Raw genomic sequence first — 18,581 nt, 5'->3', positions numbered from 1 at the left:
AGGTACTGGTTTGAAAAAATCAAAAATCACAAGAAAGCAGATAATTATTCAACTTTTATTATTAGCTATAATAGCGTTATCTGTTGGCTTATTTTTATCATTAATATCTTACGACCCATCTGATCCAGGTTGGTCTAGGACTGCATGGCACTACCCAGTAACTAATTTTGGAGGTTATATTGGCGCTTATGCTGCAGATATTCTATTGCAATTTTTAGGTTTTATTGCTTACAGCATACCGTTTATCGCTATTTTTATTTGTTTGCAGTTAATGAGCTATTTTTATAAGCATGCCCATGATCCCATCAATTATTTCAGTTTATCATTTCGAATTATTGGTATTTTAGCTTTTATCTTTAGTACTACTGGTTTTTTTACTCTAAATATTCAAGATACCGAGCAGTTTGCTGCTGGTGGCTATTTAGGTTCAATAGTCATTGAAAGCCTATTGCCAGTTATGAACAGTTTTGTTACTTCATTAGTGTTACTCGGTACTTGTCTTGCCTGTGTTACTTTGTTAACTGGATTATCATGGTTAAATCTTACTGAAAAATTAGGTGCCTTTGTTATGTTATTACTTGCACCTATACGATGGCTATTAACACAACGTCAAAATAAAGATACCCATAATCGAGAAGAGAAGGAAGTATTAACTAAAGAACCAGAACAACACAAATTTACACTCCCTCTGGATAAACAAAATTTAGACAGCAATACCCTTGATTCTTTACAACTAAATAAAAGTGATAAAACTTCAGAACCTTCTATCACTGCTAGACCTGAACAAGCAATAACCGCCGCATCCCAAGAAGATGAAAAGATTTTAATAAAAACAGCAGCGGAACTAATACAAACACTAGAAAATACTGAGCCTCAACAATCACATGCACTAAATGAAACTGGTGATAAGAAACTTAAAAAGGAAATTGATCCTGATGATATTCTAACTCGCATGGAATTGATTATTAAAAACATGAATGAGCGTAAAATAGCCATTAAATCAGACGAATCTATAACACCGGAAAGCCAAGCCAATAATTCTACAGTCGAACCAGTGATTGAAGAAGATAAATACACAATTTCTGATGCACCAAGCAAACCACTATTTACTGAAATTCATAATGATTCAATAATTGCAAACAATAATAATGAAGATCCGCAACCTATAATTGATTTATTAACTGATGATGCATCGGCAGAAACTAGGGCTGATCTATTAACTGAGCAAGAAACTTCACTAACAATTAACTTAGCTGCTGATGAACAACCCAACCAGATATTAGCCAATATGCCTGTAGAAGCTGGTATTGATGATTTACAAGGTAACAATTCTACATTAGATGATGATAAAGACAGCTTGATTCATCCACTATTAAGACGGAATGAGAAACCATTACCCAAACCAACTACACCATTACCATCATTGAATTTATTAACAGCACCACCAAAAACACGAATTGAAGTTGACCATGCTGCATTAAATGCTATGTCCGAATTAATAGAGAAAAGTTTAGCTGACTATAGAGTCAAGGCTAAAGTTGTCGATTATCTGCCAGGCCCGGTGATCACTCGTTTTGAAATAGAACTGGCACCTGGAATCAAAGCTGCACGAATTTCAACTTTAGATCGGGACTTAGCACGCTCGTTATCAATGCCATCAGTACGTGTAGTAGAAGTGATTCCTGGAAAACCATATGTCGGGATTGAACTACCAAATAAAAATCGTCAAACCGTCTATTTTAGAGAAGTATTAGATAGTCCTCAATTTCGTGATGCACAATCCCCTCTTACAATTGTGTTAGGTAAGGATATTGCAGGTCAATCTGTAGTTGCTGATTTAGCTAAAATGCCACACTTACTTGTAGCCGGTACTACGGGTTCGGGTAAATCAGTTGGTGTAAATGCAATGATATTAAGTATATTGTATAAATCGCAACCTGAAGATGTGCGTTTTATTATGATTGACCCTAAAATGCTTGAACTTTCTATCTATGAAGGCATTCCACATTTATTAACACCAGTTGTGACTGATATGAAAGATGCTGCTAATGCGTTAAATTGGTGTGTCAATGAAATGGAAAGACGCTACCGTTTAATGTCAGTACTTGGAGTACGTAATATTGCTGGCTACAATGAAAAAATCAAACAAGCTGAGGATATGAATAGACCGATACCAGATCCACTTTGGAAACCAACTGATAGTATGGATCTTAATATTCCTATGCTAGAAAAATTACCTTATATTGTGGTCATGGTAGACGAGTTTGCCGATCTCATTATGGCAGTGGGTAAAAAAGTCGAAGAACTTATAGCTAGACTGGCACAAAAAGCTCGTGCTGCTGGCATACACTTAGTGTTGGCTACTCAGCGCCCATCAGTTGATGTTATCACTGGTTTAATTAAAGCCAATATCCCAACTCGTATAGCCTTTACGGTTTCAAGTAAAATCGATTCTCGCACTATTTTAGATCAAATGGGGGCTGAATCCTTGCTTGGTATGGGGGATATGCTTTACTTAGCACCAAATAGCTCAATTCCAATACGTGTTCATGGTGCTTTTGTGCGTGATGAAGAAGTACATGCTGTCGTTCAAGATTGGAAAGCTCGTGGTGCACCAAAATATATTGAGAATGTTACTGTCGCAACCGATGATAATGATAATAGTAGTATTGATTCCATTGACGAGGAACTAGATCCTTTATTTGATCAGGTCGTCGCCTTTGTAATAGAAACTAGAAGAGCTTCTATTTCGAGTGTACAGCGCAAATTTAGAATTGGATATAATCGCGCAGCAAGAATTGTTGAGCAGATGGAAATTGAAGGAATTATTAGTGCTCCTAGTCACAACGGTAATCGAGAAGTACTCGCTCAAATATCTCATAATGATTATTGAGGTTTGTGTAATTAAACTAATTGATAGCACCATATCAAAGAAAAATGGGTAACAATAAATAATGAGTACTTATTTCCAGCAAGTATCACAATTAGAATCAGAACTCATTGATGATAACAATTTATGCTTACCTGCTCAATTGGCAACCAAAGCCTTGATTAGAGAAATCTGCCTATCACCTAAACCAGGTTTAGTGGATATGAATAATAATGGATCTCATCGTGATATGAATTTCCAAACTTTTATTCAAAGTATCCGGGCTATTTCAATTTGGTTTGAGAAATTTTATCAATATGGTAAACAAGCAGCATTTAACGACCATCACGCTTTTTTAAAGGGCATAAGACCAATCGGCCAACAATGTGAACAAGCAATGTATGTAGCCACTAATCAGGTTAATACTCATAAAGGTGGTATTTTTGCCTTCGGCTTGTTGCTTGGCGCAATTGGTAAATTAGAACTATTGGCTTTACCCGTCAATGTTCAAGCGATTTGTTCTGAAGTAGCTGTTATTTGCCAAGGCATCGTCAATAATGAATTAAAACAAAATAACCTTACTAACTCAGTAGGAGAAAAACTTTTCAAACAACATCATTTATCCGGAGCTAGAGGAGAAGCAGAATCTGGCTATGCAACGGTTAGAACAATATCCTTACCTATTTTTAATAGAATGCAACAAGATGGCTATAATGAAGAAATAAGCCTATTACAAGCAATGTTATATTTACTTGCTTATAATCAAGATACTAATTTAGTCTCTAGAGGGGGGATTGACGGTTTAAATTTTGTGCAACAACAAGCTCAAAAACTAATTAGTCAAAATGGCATGATCCATCCTAATGGTTGTCAATGCTTATACGAACTGGATAAGCAATTAATAAACTTAAATTTAAGCCCTGGTGGTTCTGCTGATTTAATTGCCATTACTTGGTTTTTATCTCAATATTAATCATTAATATCCCAATTTAATACTCGAATTAATTCAGAATGTATCTCTAATTCTTAACTATCTAAATTAACTAAATAAAAATAAAGTATATTTTCCTACCACAATTATTAATTTATCATCTGACTTTTATGTACGTTTCAGTAACAAAATACCTAATTAAATTATTTAACAAAAAATTAAACCAAACTTGTCTACTTTTTTAAACTATGTTAGCTTGAAATCACTTGACAAAATAATAACGAATTAATGTCACTGGAAAAATAGATTAAATAGGCATGATGATGATTATTGTTAAATTAACAATATAGTTGTATATGTTTGAACTTTAAAAAAATAAATCACCTTATAAGTAATAGGAGATAATAATGGATTATCCAAACATTGCTCAACAAATTTTACTATTAGTTGGTGGTAAAGAAAATGTAGTCAGTTTAACGCATTGCTTTACTCGATTAAGATTTCAATTGAATGACATAAATAAGGCTAATCGTGAAAAGTTATTACAGACTGAAGGAGTGATTTCTGTCGTTGAAAGCAGTGGTCAATATCAAGTAGTTCTTGGCAATCAAGTAACTAAAATTTATGATGCCATTATACCACTTATTGGAGAATTAGCTCCCAGTGAACAATCAGCTCCTAAAGTTTCTATTGGTGTGAAAATTCTTAATGCTTTTGCAGCTATTTTCACTCCGATTATACCTGCAATAGCCGCTTCAGGGATGTTAAAAGGAATTTTAGCTATTGCGGTTATGATTGGTAATTACTATTATCAGATCGATATTAAAACTTTTAATACCTATACAATTCTACATGCAGCATCCGATGCCGTATTCTATTTTATGCCAATAATTTTAGGTTATACCGCCGCAAAAGTTTTTAAAGCACATGAGTTTATTTCAATGATAATTGGTGCAACGTTATGTTACCCTTCAATAGTTAATTTAATGACCAGTAAAAATGAAGTCACCTTTTTTGCCATAGAATTAACTAAGGCGAGTTATACATCTAGTGTCATACCAATCATTATAGCTGTATTAATATTAAGTTATGTGCAAAGATTTTTAGATAAAGTTATCCCTGATGTATTAAAAATCATCATGGTACCAACCTTCTCTTTATTGATTATGATACCTGCAACATTGTTGGTATTTGGACCAATTGGAATTTATATTGGCGAATTTATAAACTGGGTTTATTACTACATCATGAACATTAGCCCAATTCTATTAGGTGCGTTTATTGGTGGAGTATGGTGTATATTAGTTATATTTGGTGCTCATCGCGCTATTGTGCCAATTGGAATCAATGATGTAGCGCAAACTGGTCGACAAAATTTACTAGCTTTTGCTGGTGCAGCTAATTTTTCACAAGCAGGTGCAGCATTAGGAGTATTTTTTAAAACCAAAAATAAAAATCTTAAAACTGTTGCCGCCTCAGCCACTATCACTGCTCTTTTTGGCATTACTGAACCTGCAATTTATGGTGCTAATTTAAGATTAAAAAAACCAATGATATGTGCAGTAATTTGTGGTGCTATCGCTGGTGGATTAATGGGTTGGGGTGGTTCATATGGTAACGCTTTTGCCAATCAAGGTGTTTTAACAATACCTGTTTATGCTGAAGCGGGGACAAAAGCCTTTTTATGTTATTTGATTGGTATCGCTTTCGCCTTTTTTGGTTCATGTATAATGACAATTATTGTCGGTTTTAATGATATTCCAAATGATGAAAAACAAACAAACACTACCAAAGTAAATAATAATAGCTTATTAACTACTGATAGTGTTATTTTCTCACCAATCAAAGGGAAAGTGCTCCCTTTGAATCAAGTTAAAGATGAAGTGTTTGCCTCTGGTGCTATGGGTAAAGGTGTAGCTATTTATCCTGAAAAGGGCGAAGTCATAGCTCCGCAAGACTGTACAGTGACTGTACTCTACCCTACTTTACATGCTATTGGTTTAAAATTGGATAATGGCTTAGAACTTTTAATTCATATTGGTATTGATACAGTTAAGCTGCAAGGAAAATATTTTCAATCTTATGTACAAGTAGGCCAACATATCCAAAAAGGAACTAAAATTGTTTCATTTGATATTGACAAAATAGAACAACAAGAACTTGATTTAACCACATCAATTATAGTCGTTAATTCTCAGTTATATAAAAATATTGAAAGTAGTAACCAAGTTAAAGTTGATTATGATAACAAACTATTAGTTATTCAAGTTTAGGAATTTATATATGAAAAAGTTTTCCAAAGATTTTTGGTGGGGGGCATCTTCTTCAGCATTTCAGATAGAAGGCGGATGGGATGCTGATGGTAAAGGTATGACTGTTGCCGATTATAACTCATTTCAACGTTCGGCAATACAAGCTGATAGCAAAGTGACTAGTGATTTTTATCATCATGTTGAAAGTGATATAGCATTATTTAAAGAACTTGGACTAAAAACATATCGATTTTCGATTTCGTGGGCTCGCATTATTCCTGATGGGGATGGTGAAATAAATCAAGCAGGAATAAATTTTTATAATCGTGTAATTAATGAGCTTATTAAACAAGACATAATCCCTTTTATTACCCTTTATCATTTTGATTTACCCTTTGCATTAGCAGAAAAATATAATGGTTGGCAAGATCGACGAGCAGTCGATGCATTCAGGCGTTATGCTCAAATTTGCTATAAAGCTTTTGGCGATAGAGTTAAACACTGGCAAATCAATAATGAACAAAATCTTATGATTCGCGTTAATGAAAGAATGAACATGTACCATGTTGCACCAGAAGATGCTGAAAAAGTTAGAGCACAAATGGATTATCATATGTTTGTCGCTCATGCATTAGCAACTAAAGATTGCCATGAGTTAATCCCAAACAGTAAAGTTGGTCCCGCTGTTTCATCAACCATGACCTACCCTGCCAGTAATAAACCGATGGACGTTTGGGCCGCAAAAATGAATGATAATTTCAAAACAAATTATGCCCTTGAAATGTATTGTTATGGTGATTATCCGGGCTATTATAAAAACTACTTACAACGTTGTGGCATTTACCCTATCACTCAAGTAGAAGATGCAAAAATCTTAAAACAAGCTAAACCAGACTTCATTGCAGTAAACTACTATCGTACATTAGTGGCAAGCTACTTACCTGAAGATAATGAGCATCCGTTTGGCTCCAAAGAAAAAGATATTGATTTTGACCTTTATGGTTACTTCAAAATAGAGAAGAATCCACATCTAGTCGCCTCAACTTATGGAGCTCAAATTGATCCTATGGGATTACGTTTAGTGCTCAACGAATATTATCGACAATATCGTTTACCTCTCATTATTACTGAAAATGGACTAGGGACACCGGACGAATTAACTGCTGATAACCAAGTTCATGATGACTATCGTATTGAGTACATTAAAGCACATATCGAAGCTTGCCATGATGCCATTGAAGATGGAGTTGAACTATTTGGCTATTGCCCATGGTCTGTTATTGATTTATTAAGTTCTCATCAAGGATTTAAGAAACGTTATGGTTTTGTTTATATTGATCGCGATGACCATAACTTAAAAAGTTTAAAACGAATCAAAAAGGATAGTTTTTTTTGGTACCAAAACATCATTAAAAATAATGGCATTTAATGATGCTTTCAATTATGGGGCTTTACTTACCATTAGCCTCATAAGATAAAATTTATCTATTTAATCAATGAGATTTTGTCAGACTTATGATGAATGTAGAAATTGTAAAATTCCCAGAAACACATATAGCTGTACTAGAACACTTTGGTTCACCATTACTGGAATATAAAACAGTTGATAAATTAGTTAAATGGCGACAAGAAAATAATCTTTTAGATAATGAAAAATATCGAAGCTATGGCATTCATTATACTAATCCATTTATTACACCTATTGAACACCATCATATCGATTTTGCTATTTCTATTGATCAACCAATAGCAAAGAATTCTTATGGTATTATCAATAAGAAAATTCCACTACTTCGTTGTGCAAAATGCCGAGATATTGGTTCTCGAAATAACAACAAAGCCATTATTTATTTACTAGAAGAATGGTTGCCATATAGTGGGGAAAAAATCGGTAATTTTCCGCCAATCTTTCATTATGTAAATGTTGGTATTAATATTTCTCCTAAACAAATGATAACTGATGTTTATTTACCTTTAAAATAATATAATCTTATAAATTAATTATAATGATTTAATAATTAGCTTGTTTTCCATATTTAATACAATTATTTACCTAGTCGTTTATAAAGTCTTTCGGGACGACCGATTTTTCCGTGATTAAGTTCTACTGTCAATAATTTAGTTTGTACACAATATTCTAAATAGCGTCTCGCTGTTGTTTTACTGATCTGCGCTTTTTCAACAATTTCATCAACGGTTTGTGGTTTATCTGTTTGCATAAAAAGATCTTTAACTTTTTGTAAAGTAATTTCTTCAATACCTTTTGACGGACGATTAACATCAACAAAGTCCTTAGTCTGTAAATTGAAAAGTTCGTCTATCCGCCGTTGGTTCACATGTTTTTGTAAGCTTTGACGATATAAAAAAAGTTCAAAGCGTTCTAGCGAATGTTTTAATCGTTGAAAAGATACCGGTTTAATCAAATAATCAAAAGCCCCGAAACGAATGGCTTTACTACAAGTATCCATATCGCTAGCTGCAGTGATAAAAATTACATAACAAGCAAGGTTATTATTAATAATATATTCAAAAAGCTCAATTCCTCTACCATCGGGTAGATAGTTATCAAGTAGAATTAATTTTGGTTTAAGTTTTTCTACCATTATTTTGGCTTCAGCCAAATTTGAGGCGATACCAATAACTTCAACTTTCGTATCTCTTTGAATAAATTCGGCGTTTAGTTCAGCTAATATAGGCTCATCTTCAACAATAAGCACTTTAATGCTATCTTCTTTCATACTTTTACCTCTTTATTATTTGGGTATAAAAACAGAAAAGATTGTGCCGTAAGGTTCATTATCTTCAAATGTAATATAACCGTTCGCCTTTGTTACATAGGTTGATACCAAATGTAAACCTATACCGTGTTCTTTTGTTTCTTGTGATGTTACGCCTGGTTCAAATATCGAATCCCGAATACTCTCATCTACCCCACATCCTTGATCACTTACCTCTAATACAATTTCATCAGTAGCATCATTGAGATATAAATAGATTGTTTTGTTACCAAGAGTATTTTTTAAACAAGCATTAAAAGCATTATCCAACAAATTACCTAAAATTGACATAAATTCAGTCTCAGTAATTGCTGCTGGTATACTGTTTAATTGACAGGCAGGGTCAAATATAAGCTGCAAACCAATTTCATGTGCTTTCGAATATTTCCCGATTAGTAACCCGCAAACTGCTGCCACTTTAAAATGTTCGGTAATGAAATCTAGATTTTGTTGATTATCGGCGGAATGTAATGTAATAAAAGCTTGTGCATCATCATAGCGTTTCATATAAATTAAACCTGATAATGTTGCCATCCAGTTTAGATGTTCATGCCTTAATGCTCGCAAATTATCAACATATTGCGTGACTTGAGTTAATTGCATGCTTAATAAATTAATATCATCATAATTGCGAAATGTAATTACCCAACCTTGAATTTGTTCATCAATAATAATTCTTATGCGATTAGCAATAACAATGATGTTATTAAAATAACAAATATGGTCGTGTATATCCTCCGTTTGGTTATCACATCCATAGAGAAAATCCGTTGATTTAATAAAATCACATAAATCATGGTGTAATAATTTATGGTCACTAATTTTAATATCTAACATTCTTCTAGCTGATTGATTTATATTGATAATTTTATAATCAAGATCGATCGCAATAATACCTTCAAAAATTGACTCCATGATAGATTTTTGACTTTTAACCAATAACGCAATTTCTTTAGGTTCCAAATTAAACATCTGTTTTTTAATAGCTTTCGCAAAAAGCAACGAAAAAATAAATAATCCAGCAAATAATAAAGAACAAAATGAAATAAAAGGAATAAATTGTTGTTTATGTAACTCATAAATATCGTCAATCATATATCCTACAGAAACAATTCCTATCACCCTGCCCTGATCTAAAATAGGTGCTTTACCTCGTAAAGCTAAACCAAGTGAACCTTTACTGATAGTAATACTACTATTTCCGCTAAGTACTTCCTGATTATCACCTCCAATCATAGGGGAGTATAAAGGGCTATTGGCGGTATGATATAAACGGTACGCACTAGCGTCACCAATCACTATGTAACTTGCATCACTTTGTTTAAAAATTCCAGATACTAACTCTGCTATTTTATTAGTATCTCTTTCTTCAACATATTTTATTAAACTAGGTATCACAGCCACTTCTTTTGCTTGAATTTGAGCTTTTTCACCTAGACTTCTATATAAAGCTGTTTCGGTTGCATTCCATATATAACTTTGTAAAAAAGCGATGCAGATTAATGAAAATATTAACAGCGATAAAAATAATTTTGTCGTAAATGATAATTGAATTTTTTTTTTCATTTTACCCTTGTTTTTCTATATAGAATATGCGTTAGAGTTTATCACGCCATTAAAAAACATATATCCTTTAAAACCATAAAAACCTCAGTGAAACTATGATTCATATCACAATTTTTGTATTAATATTTTGTCACCATAAGCGCCATTCAAAACAATTTAATAATTTTGGAGATATAAAACACATGGTGGATTTAAGTTCAACAAACAAAACACAGGGTGACAAAGATAAAAATACTACCAATAGTATTAATCAAAATAACAAGTTTTGGCCATATGGTTGGTGGAAACTTATGGATGATTATAAAATAGGTGTAATACCTTTACCACTATTTATAATTGCTGGTATCATGATCTTTGCTGAAGTGTTAGTAACTGGTAAATTACCAAGTGAAATCGTGGTAATGGTAGTTACTTGTGCTTTCTTTGGTTTCCTATGTGGCGAAATTGGTAAAAGGTTACCAATCGTTGGTAAAATGGGTGCGGCGGCAATCTGTGCAACCTTTATTCCGTCTGCATTAGTATATTATGGTATTTTACCTAGCCCAATCGTACAAGCTACAACAAAATTCTATAAAGATACTCACATTCTTTATTTATATATTTGTTGTATTATCGTTGGTAGTATTATGAATATGGATAAGAAAACCCTTATTCAAGGATTCTTAAAAATATTTGTACCAATGGCTTGTGGTGAAATCGTTGGAATGTTAGTCGGTGTAGGCATGGGTTATATTTTAGGTTTATCACCATTCGAGACTTTCTTCTTCCTCGTATTACCAATTATGGCTGGAGGTGTCGGTGAAGGTGCTATTCCGCTATCTATAGGTTATGCTTCCATTCTTGGTATGGAACAAGGTGACGCCTTAGGTCGTGTACTTCCGATAGTAATGTTAGGTGGGTTAACCGGTATTATCTGTGGTGGTGTACTTAATCGTTTAGGTAAGGCCTATCCTCATCTAACTGGTAATGGTAGATTACTGCCTGCGTCCGAAGAAGATGAAAACAATAATAATAAAGCTACTAAAACTGAATCTATTATGGATGTGACTACATTCGCTTCTGGCGTACTTTTAGCTGCTTTACTTTATATGGTTGGTATGATTGGTCACAAATTAACAGGTATTCCTGCTCCAGTAGGGATGTTATTTGCTGCGGTAATAGTTAAGTTAGCCTCAGGTGTATCACCTAAAGTATTAAGTGGCTCACAAGTCGTATATAAATTTTTCCAAACTTCAGTAACTTACCCAATATTATTCGCAGTAGGTGTAGCAATCACTCCTTGGGAAAAAATTGTTGCGGCATTTACTATTGTAAATCTAATAGTAATTGTTTGTACTGTAGTGAGTTTAGTTACTACAGGATTCTTTGTTGCTAAAAAACTAGGTATGTATCCTATTGATGCTGCAGTAATTTCATGCTGTCAAAGTGGTCAAGGTGGAACTGGTGATGTGGCAATTTTAACTGCTGCAGAACGTATGGAACTTATGCCTTTTGCACAAATTGCAACCCGTATTGGTGGTGCAATTAATGTATCGGTTTCTTTATTGATCCTCGGAAATTTCTTAGTTTAATTAGTTATTTTTTAAGGCGATCTTAGTTCTTCACTAAGATTGCCAATTTTATTTTTACAATTGCAATTCAAATAACAAGCTTTTAAGGAGTTTTTATGAAGCTGGTCAGTTATCTTATCTCAGGAAAAGCTAGTTTTGGTCTATATACTAATCACGGTATTATTGATTTAGGTCTAAAGCTAGGTAATAAATATGTGGATTTAAAATCGCTTCTTGCAGATAAAGATGGGTTATCTATTGCCAAGACCTATTTAAATAAACCTAGTGATGTCAATGAACAACAAATCACGTTTTTACCAGTTATTCCAAATCCAAGTAAAATTCTATGTGTTGGAATGAATTATGCTGAAAAACGTGCCGAATTTAATGAAACCAGCTCTGCTCCAACATTATTTGTTCGTTTTCCTGATTCGCAAACAGGTCACAAAACCAATATTATAAAACCTGCAATAACTAATGAATTAGATTATGAAGGCGAATTAGCAATTATTATTGGTAAAGCGGGTTTCCGTATTGATGAAAAAGATGCTTTATCCTATGTTGCAGGATATAGTTGTTATATGGATGGTTCGATCCGTGACTGGCAATATACTTGGTTTACTGCGGGTAAAAACTGGCCGAATACGGGTGCTTTTGGTCCTTGTTTAACTACTACAGATGAAATTCCTGATCCAACTATTTTAACCCTAACCACGTATTTAAATGGGAAAGAAATGCAACACGATTCAATTAAAAATCTTGTTCATACAGTACCAGAATTAATTGCTTATATTAGTACATTTACACATTTATCTCCTGGTGATGTAATTCTTACGGGATCCCCTGGTGGTGTGGGTAAAAAACGCAATCCACCAGTATTTATGCAAGATGGCGATACTATAGAAGTTGAAATTTCCAATATTGGACGTTTAACTAACTTTGTGGTTGCAGAAAAAAGGTAGTTTTATGTACGATGTAGTTGATTATTTAGTTGTTGATATTTCTAAATCAGAAGCAGATCAAAAAGAAATTAAATATTTATTATCATTATCAAATCTTGATTTAGATCCACAAGTGACTATTTTTATAGTAGCTAAGGTGGATAACTGTATCATCGCTTGTGCAGGCATTGATCATAACATTATTAAATGTGTCGCCATTCATCCTGACTATAGAGGCAATCAACTAAATCTTACTTTAATTGATAAAGTCATAAAATATGCCAATGCAAATGGTAATTTTCATCTATTTTTATATACTAAACCTGAAAATACCGATTTTTTTAAAGGATGTGGTTTCTATCCAATTGTTGAGATAACTGATTTAGTTGTCTTAATGGAAAATAATCCCATCGGAATTAAACAATATTGTAAGCATTTGGGCACTGAACGAAAAGAAGGGACTAAGATTGGCAGTATTGTAATGAACGCCAATCCTTTTACTAAAGGTCATCAATATTTAATTCAATATGCAGCAAGTCAATGTGATTGGTTACACGTTTTCGTTGTTAATGAAAATGTGTCTTTATTTCCATTTGATGTTCGTCTACAGCTAGTCAAAGATGGATGTAAAGACTTCAATAATGTAACCGTACACACTGGTTCAGCATATATAATCTCAAAAGCAACATTCCCATCTTATTTTTTAAAAGATAAGGCCAAAATTGATTATGCTTATATGGGTATTGATTTGCTAATTTTTCGTAATTATATAGCTCCAGCTTTAAATATTACTCATCGATTTGTTGGCAGTGAACCTTATAGTGAAGTAACCAGAGCCTATAATGAGGCTATGCATTATTGGTTACAAGATAAAAAAATAAGTCAATTTCCAATTATTACCGTCGTAGAAATACAACGAATAACTGAGGGGAATTCAGTAATATCGGCATCACTAGTTAGGAAATTACTTGCAGCAAAACAATATGAACCAATTAAAAAATTAGTTCCACCTTCTACTTGGACATATTTATCTACTCATATGGTCGAATCAAACAATTAATTCGTTTTAAAAAGGTAAAAAAATGAAAATACAAAAAGAAGCCATGGCAGGAACTCTCGAATCAAGTGATTTGTTAGTCAAAGTCATACCCAATACGGGAATAGAAATTGTTATTAATAGTGATGTTAATAAACAATTTGGTGATCAAATACGCGCGGTTGTTGATCAAACATTAAACGATCTTAATGTAACTGACGGTTTAATTATTATTGATGACAAAGGCGCGCTTGATTGTGCTATTAAAGCACGTGTACAGTGTGCAGTTTTACGTGGTGCAAACGAAGAAAACTTAGATTGGAGTAAATTACTATGAAAAAATTACGTCGAAGTATGCTGTTTCTTCCTGGTGCCAACGCTGCGATGTTATCAACATCTTTCGTTTACAAACCCGATTCAATCATGTTTGACCTTGAAGATGCAGTTTCAATTAAAGAGAAAGATTCTGCTAGATTATTAGTCGCTCAAACGTTGCTTTTGCCTGTTTATAAAGAACATGGCATCGAAACTGTAGTTAGAATTAATGCGCTAAATACTCCTTTTGGCCTAAAAGATCTTGAAGCAGTTGTAAGAGCTGGCGTGGATGTTGTTCGTTTGCCTATGACTAATTCTGCTGATGATATTCATGAATTAGAAGCACATGTTGAAAGAATTGAAAAAGAGTGTGGGCGAGAAGTTGGGAGTACGAAATTAATGGCTGCAATTGAATCAGCTGTGGCAGTAGTTAATGCTGTTTCGATTGCTAAATCCTCTCCTCGCTTAATAGGCATTGCGTTAGCTGCATTTGACTACCTTGTAGATATGCAAACTGAACGTGGTGACGGTACTGAATTATTTTATGCTCGCTGCGCCGTTTTACACGCAGCTCGTGTGGCTAAAATTGATGCCTTTGATGTGGTTTACTCTAATGTTAATGATGATGAAGGCTTCTTAAAAGAAGTAAGTTTGATCAAAAAATTAGGTTATAACGGTAAATCACTGATTAATCCTAGACAAATAGAACTATTGCATAATGCTTATGCACCAACAGCTGCAGAAGTTGAACATGCGAAAAAAGTGGTTGAAGCCGCGGAAGAAGGGGAAAGAAATGGGCTAGGCGTTGTTTCTTTAAATGGCAAAATGATTGATGCTCCGATTATTGCTAGAGCTCAGAAAGTTATTGAGCTAGCCAAATATTCTGGCGTCCGTAAAGAAATTTGATAGGATTGAAAAATGACTACTTCTATAAACAAAAAAATTGATGACTTACTTAAACAGCATCCTGATCTCAAAAATATTACACCTTTTGTTGATGCCAATACTACAACTCCTTATTTAAAAGATGAATCAAAATATACCCGTAAATTATGTGCATCAATCGAACAAGCAATCGAAAAATGTGAATTACGCGATGGTATGACTATCTCTTTCCACCATGCATTTCGGGAAGGCGATAAAGTCATCAATAAAGTGGTGGAAATTATCAGCAAATTAGGAATTAAAAATCTAACATTGGCTTCTAGTTCATTATTGAGTTGCAACTCAGCGTTAATTTCTCATATTGAAGCTGGCGTGATCACAAAAATTTACACTTCAGGTTTAAGAGGAAAATTAGCTGATGCGGTTTCACATGGTTTAATGGATAATCCGGTACACATTCATTCTCATGGTGGGCGCGTAAAATTAATCCAAAGTGGTGAAATTAATATCGATATCGCCTTTTTAGCTGTTTCAACTGCTGATGAACAAGGTAATGCTAATGGTGTGTCTGGTAAATCACGATGTGGCGCATTAGGTTATGCGATGGTTGATGCTCAGTTTGCCAAAAAAGTAGTGTTACTTACTGAAGATATTGTTGATTATCCTAACTATCCAGCAAGTATCCGTCAGGATCAAGTTGACTACATTGTTAAGGTAGATGAAGTTGGCGATCCAACTAAAATAAGTGTAGGTGCTGCCCGTATTACCAGCAATCCACGTGAATTAATGATTGCTCGTTATGCTGCTGATGTAATTGAACATTCCGGATATTTCAAAGATGGATTCTCCATTCAAACTGGCTCAGGAGCCTCTTCGACTGCGGCTACGCGTTTTCTTGAAAATCGTATGCGTGCTAAAAATATTACAGCAGCCTTTGCTTTAGGTGGTATTACGGCAAGTATTGTTGATTTACATGAAAAAGGTTTGGTTAAACGTTTACTTGATACCCAAAGTTTTGATGGTACCGCAGGACAATCTTTAGCAAAAAATAAAGATCATATCGAAATTTCTACTAACTTTTATGCAAATCCGGCATCAAAGGGAGCTAGTTGTGATGAACTAGATATTGTTATCTTAAGTGCTTTAGAAGTTGACCTAGACTTTAACGTTAATGTATTAACTGGTTCTGATGGTGTTATGCGTGGTGCATCTGGTGGTCACTGTGATACTGCGGCTGGTGCCAACTTAACTATCATCGTGGCACCATTAATTCGAAGCCGTATACCAACAGTAATTAAAAAAGTCACTACTGTTGTAACTCCTGGTGAAAGCGTTGATGTTCTAGTTACTGATCATGGGATTGCTGTTAATCCAAATCGTCCAGAAATTGCTGAGCGCCTTAAAGCAGCTAATTTACCAGTAATGTCTATTGAGGAACTATACCAACGAGCTGTTGCCTTAACTGGTGAACCGCGTCCAATTGAATTTAATGATAAGATTGTTGGTATTGTACATTTCCGTGATGGATCCATTATTGACGTAGTCCGACAAGTTAAAGATTAACGTCTATAGTAACTGTAATAGCATAACATTTTATAATGTTATGCTATTATTTTATTTATATTTGAATAATATGTTAATAAAATTTAATGATGGTCAACAGATTGACTTAGCGCAAATGCTACTAGCAAAAGAAAAGCGAGTAGAAAATCAGAAATTGATGCTTACTCGTCATAATTATCCTCTTATCTCTTTAAGTATAGTTATTCCTGGACCAATTAAAGATAGCAGTGGCGCTAATTTCTTATTCAAAGAAGCAATCAAAGCATTACATGATTGTTTTGCAGAAAACACTATTTTAGTAATTGATGAGCAACATTATCACTCTATAGCCGGAGCAGAAGCTATTATGTCAGTGAAATGCTCTGCTAATAGATTAAAACAGTATTGTATAGATATTGAAGAAAATCATCCTTTAGGACGTTTATGGGATATTGATGTTATTGATCCAATTACCCAACAAAGTCTTTCTCGGTCTGAATTTAAACATCAATCTAGAAAATGCTTAATTTGCCATGATATGGCTAAAGTATGTAGCCGAGCCAGACGGCATTCATTAGACGAAATTTTTTCTACAATAGAAAAGAAAATTGGTGATTATCTCAACATATAAATTTAATTTCTCTAGATCATGACTTCATAGGATTGATGAAAATAATTTCACATATATCATCAACCCAAATACATAATAATTATTTAAATCATTGCTAGTGCTTGCTCTAAATCAGCAAGTAAATCATTAATATCTTCGAGCCCTACAGAAATTCGTAATAACTGATCTGAAATACCAGCTGTTTTTCTAGCTTCAGCAGTAATGCCAGAATGGGTCATAGTAGCTGGATGACAAATAAGGCTTTCAACTCCTCCCAATGATTGTGCTAAGGTAACAATATTTAGCGCTTTTAGGAATTTAGGTAACGCATCAGGTTTATTTATTAATTCAAAACTTAATAAGGAACCAAATCCTTTTTGCTGTTTTTTAGCAATGTTATGTCCAATATTTGTAGGTAAAGAAGGATGATATACTTTGGCGATTTTAGGATGATTAACCAAAAATTCAACTACTTTTTGTGCATTTATTTGCTGTAATGTTACTCGAGCGGCTAATGTACGTAATCCACGTAATAATAGGTAACTATCAAATGATGAGGTTGATGTTCCAATATTGTTTGCCCACCATAAAACGTCAGTAGCTAGTTTTTTATCCTTAAAGACTAATATTCCCGCCAGTAAATCCGAATGACCATTCAGAAATTTAGTACAAGAATGTGTGACAATATCTGCTCCTAGCTCTAAAGGTTTTTGTAGAATTGGGGTCATAAACGTATTATCCACTAATACCAAGGCCCCTGCTTCATGAGCTAGTTTAGCAATTTCTTGAATATCAACAACGCGCAATAATGGATTACTTGGTGATTCTATCAAGACTAATTTTGGTTTTAAAGCTAATGCTTCTTTTAATACTTCAAGATTTGATTGTTCAACAAATTTAGCTTTAAAGTAACCTCGCTGACTTAAACTATTAAAAAGACGATAGCTACCACCATAGCAATCATGTGGTGCAATAACTAAATCATTAGGAGTCAAAAGTGCTATGCTAATTAAATGAATTGCAGACATACCACAATTAGTTAGAATTGCATCTACACCACCTTCTAATTTAGCTACCGTTTCTTCAACTAAACGTCGGCTAGGATTAGTTTTTCTAGCATAATCAAACTGCCTTGGTACAGCAAATTCTTGATAACGGTAACAAGTAGAGGGCGTTATAACAGGTATAACACTACCATATTGCTCATCAGTATTTAAACCACCGCGAACCGCAATGGTTCCTTGACTTAGATCTTCAGGTTGAATAGCCATAATAACATTCCTAAATAATAATTATTGAATAAATAG

At 33.9% G+C, this 18,581-nt stretch carries 14 protein-coding genes and 1 pseudogene; 12 read left to right on the top strand and 3 right to left on the bottom strand.

Annotated features, from left to right (window positions below; all coding sequences use genetic code 11):
* The first annotated feature begins 10 nt into the window (after window positions 1-10).
* The 5 genes from A9G13_RS11360 to A9G13_RS10620 all read left to right on the top strand — a co-directional run bounded on the left by A9G13_RS11360 (window position 11) and on the right by A9G13_RS10620 (window position 8,035).
* Window positions 11-2,893, top strand: coding sequence for a DNA translocase FtsK 4TM domain-containing protein (locus A9G13_RS11360; protein ID WP_218059235.1), 2,883 nt, complete (start codon window positions 11-13; stop codon window positions 2,891-2,893).
* Window positions 2,894-2,954: 61 nt separating this feature from the next.
* Window positions 2,955-3,842 (top strand): triphosphoribosyl-dephospho-CoA synthase CitG, encoded by an 888-nt coding sequence (citG, locus tag A9G13_RS10635; protein ID WP_065557576.1) that lies wholly within the window; start codon window positions 2,955-2,957, stop codon window positions 3,840-3,842.
* A gap of 365 nt (window positions 3,843-4,207) precedes the next feature.
* On the top strand, window positions 4,208-6,073 hold the full coding sequence (locus tag A9G13_RS10630) for a beta-glucoside-specific PTS transporter subunit IIABC (protein WP_065557575.1): 1,866 nt from the start codon (window positions 4,208-4,210) through the stop codon (window positions 6,071-6,073).
* Between the two features lie 10 nt (window positions 6,074-6,083).
* A complete protein-coding gene (locus tag A9G13_RS10625; protein ID WP_065557574.1) occupies window positions 6,084-7,481 on the top strand; it encodes a glycoside hydrolase family 1 protein in 1,398 nt (465 codons plus the stop codon).
* An 86-nt stretch (window positions 7,482-7,567) separates the two neighbouring features.
* The gene (locus A9G13_RS10620) at window positions 7,568-8,035 is read left to right on the top strand and encodes an AraC family transcriptional regulator (RefSeq protein ID WP_081301243.1); all 468 of its coding nucleotides are present in this window, start codon (window positions 7,568-7,570) and stop codon (window positions 8,033-8,035) included.
* A gap of 62 nt (window positions 8,036-8,097) precedes the next feature.
* Here A9G13_RS10620 and A9G13_RS10615 read toward each other — a convergent pair whose 3' ends face one another.
* Both A9G13_RS10615 and A9G13_RS10610 read right to left on the bottom strand, forming a co-directional pair.
* Window positions 8,098-8,790, bottom strand: a complete 693-nt coding sequence (locus A9G13_RS10615) for a response regulator (RefSeq protein ID WP_065557572.1) — start codon at window positions 8,788-8,790, stop codon at window positions 8,098-8,100.
* A 15-nt stretch (window positions 8,791-8,805) separates the two neighbouring features.
* On the bottom strand, window positions 8,806-10,395 hold the full coding sequence (locus A9G13_RS10610) for an ATP-binding protein (protein ID WP_065557571.1): 1,590 nt from the start codon (window positions 10,393-10,395) through the stop codon (window positions 8,806-8,808).
* Window positions 10,396-10,673: 278 nt separating this feature from the next.
* Here A9G13_RS10610 and A9G13_RS10605 point away from each other — a divergent pair.
* The 7 genes and pseudogenes from A9G13_RS10605 to citX all read left to right on the top strand — a co-directional run.
* Window positions 10,674-11,966, top strand: a pseudogene (locus A9G13_RS10605) (2-hydroxycarboxylate transporter family protein); the annotation flags it as partial.
* Between the two features lie 95 nt (window positions 11,967-12,061).
* The gene (locus A9G13_RS10600; RefSeq protein ID WP_065557570.1) at window positions 12,062-12,907 is read left to right on the top strand and encodes a fumarylacetoacetate hydrolase family protein; all 846 of its coding nucleotides are present in this window, start codon (window positions 12,062-12,064) and stop codon (window positions 12,905-12,907) included.
* 4 nt (window positions 12,908-12,911) lie between these two features.
* Window positions 12,912-13,946: a [citrate (pro-3S)-lyase] ligase gene (citC, locus tag A9G13_RS10595; RefSeq protein ID WP_065557569.1), complete on the top strand. Its 1,035-nt coding sequence runs from the start codon at window positions 12,912-12,914 to the stop codon at window positions 13,944-13,946.
* Between the two features lie 22 nt (window positions 13,947-13,968).
* Window positions 13,969-14,259 carry a citrate lyase acyl carrier protein gene (gene citD, locus A9G13_RS10590; protein ID WP_065557568.1) on the top strand — a complete coding sequence of 97 codons (291 nt, stop codon included), beginning with the start codon at window positions 13,969-13,971 and terminating at the stop codon, window positions 14,257-14,259.
* Complete coding sequence (gene citE, locus A9G13_RS10585) at window positions 14,256-15,143, top strand: citrate (pro-3S)-lyase subunit beta (RefSeq protein ID WP_065557567.1); 888 nt, start codon at window positions 14,256-14,258, stop codon at window positions 15,141-15,143. Before citD ends, citE begins: the two co-directional genes overlap by 4 nt.
* Window positions 15,144-15,155: 12 nt before the next feature.
* Window positions 15,156-16,685: a citrate lyase subunit alpha gene (gene citF / locus A9G13_RS10580; protein ID WP_176701970.1), complete on the top strand. Its 1,530-nt coding sequence runs from the start codon at window positions 15,156-15,158 to the stop codon at window positions 16,683-16,685.
* Between the two features lie 40 nt (window positions 16,686-16,725).
* Entirely contained in the window at window positions 16,726-17,295 is a 570-nt protein-coding gene (gene citX / locus A9G13_RS10575; RefSeq protein WP_081301241.1) for a citrate lyase holo-[acyl-carrier protein] synthase, read from the top strand.
* 83 nt (window positions 17,296-17,378) lie between these two features.
* Here citX and metB read toward each other — a convergent pair whose 3' ends face one another.
* Window positions 17,379-18,545, bottom strand: a complete 1,167-nt coding sequence (gene metB / locus A9G13_RS10570) for a cystathionine gamma-synthase (protein ID WP_065557566.1) — start codon at window positions 18,543-18,545, stop codon at window positions 17,379-17,381.
* Between the last annotated feature and the right edge of the window lie 36 nt (window positions 18,546-18,581).

Origin of the sequence: Gilliamella sp. wkB178 (assembly GCF_001690705.1) — a bacterium.
Lineage (GTDB): Bacteria > Pseudomonadota > Gammaproteobacteria > Enterobacterales > Orbaceae > Gilliamella > Gilliamella apicola_K.
This window is presented reverse-complemented; position numbering and strand designations above follow the sequence as displayed.

Coding starts and splice junctions, on each gene's coding strand:
- citD (WP_065557568.1), top strand. CDS start 13,969: ATGAAAATACAAAAAGAAGCCATGGCAGGAACTCTCGAATCAAGTGAT.
- citF (WP_176701970.1), top strand. CDS start 15,156: ATGACTACTTCTATAAACAAAAAAATTGATGACTTACTTAAACAGCAT.
- citC (WP_065557569.1), top strand. CDS start 12,912: ATGTACGATGTAGTTGATTATTTAGTTGTTGATATTTCTAAATCAGAA.
- citG (WP_065557576.1), top strand. CDS start 2,955: ATGAGTACTTATTTCCAGCAAGTATCACAATTAGAATCAGAACTCATT.
- metB (WP_065557566.1), bottom strand. CDS start 18,545: ATGGCTATTCAACCTGAAGATCTAAGTCAAGGAACCATTGCGGTTCGC.
- A9G13_RS10615 (WP_065557572.1), bottom strand. CDS start 8,790: ATGAAAGAAGATAGCATTAAAGTGCTTATTGTTGAAGATGAGCCTATA.
- A9G13_RS10625 (WP_065557574.1), top strand. CDS start 6,084: ATGAAAAAGTTTTCCAAAGATTTTTGGTGGGGGGCATCTTCTTCAGCA.
- citE (WP_065557567.1), top strand. CDS start 14,256: ATGAAAAAATTACGTCGAAGTATGCTGTTTCTTCCTGGTGCCAACGCT.
- A9G13_RS10620 (WP_081301243.1), top strand. CDS start 7,568: ATGATGAATGTAGAAATTGTAAAATTCCCAGAAACACATATAGCTGTA.
- A9G13_RS10630 (WP_065557575.1), top strand. CDS start 4,208: ATGGATTATCCAAACATTGCTCAACAAATTTTACTATTAGTTGGTGGT.
- citX (WP_081301241.1), top strand. CDS start 16,726: ATGCTATTATTTTATTTATATTTGAATAATATGTTAATAAAATTTAAT.
- A9G13_RS10600 (WP_065557570.1), top strand. CDS start 12,062: ATGAAGCTGGTCAGTTATCTTATCTCAGGAAAAGCTAGTTTTGGTCTA.
- A9G13_RS10610 (WP_065557571.1), bottom strand. CDS start 10,395: ATGAAAAAAAAAATTCAATTATCATTTACGACAAAATTATTTTTATCG.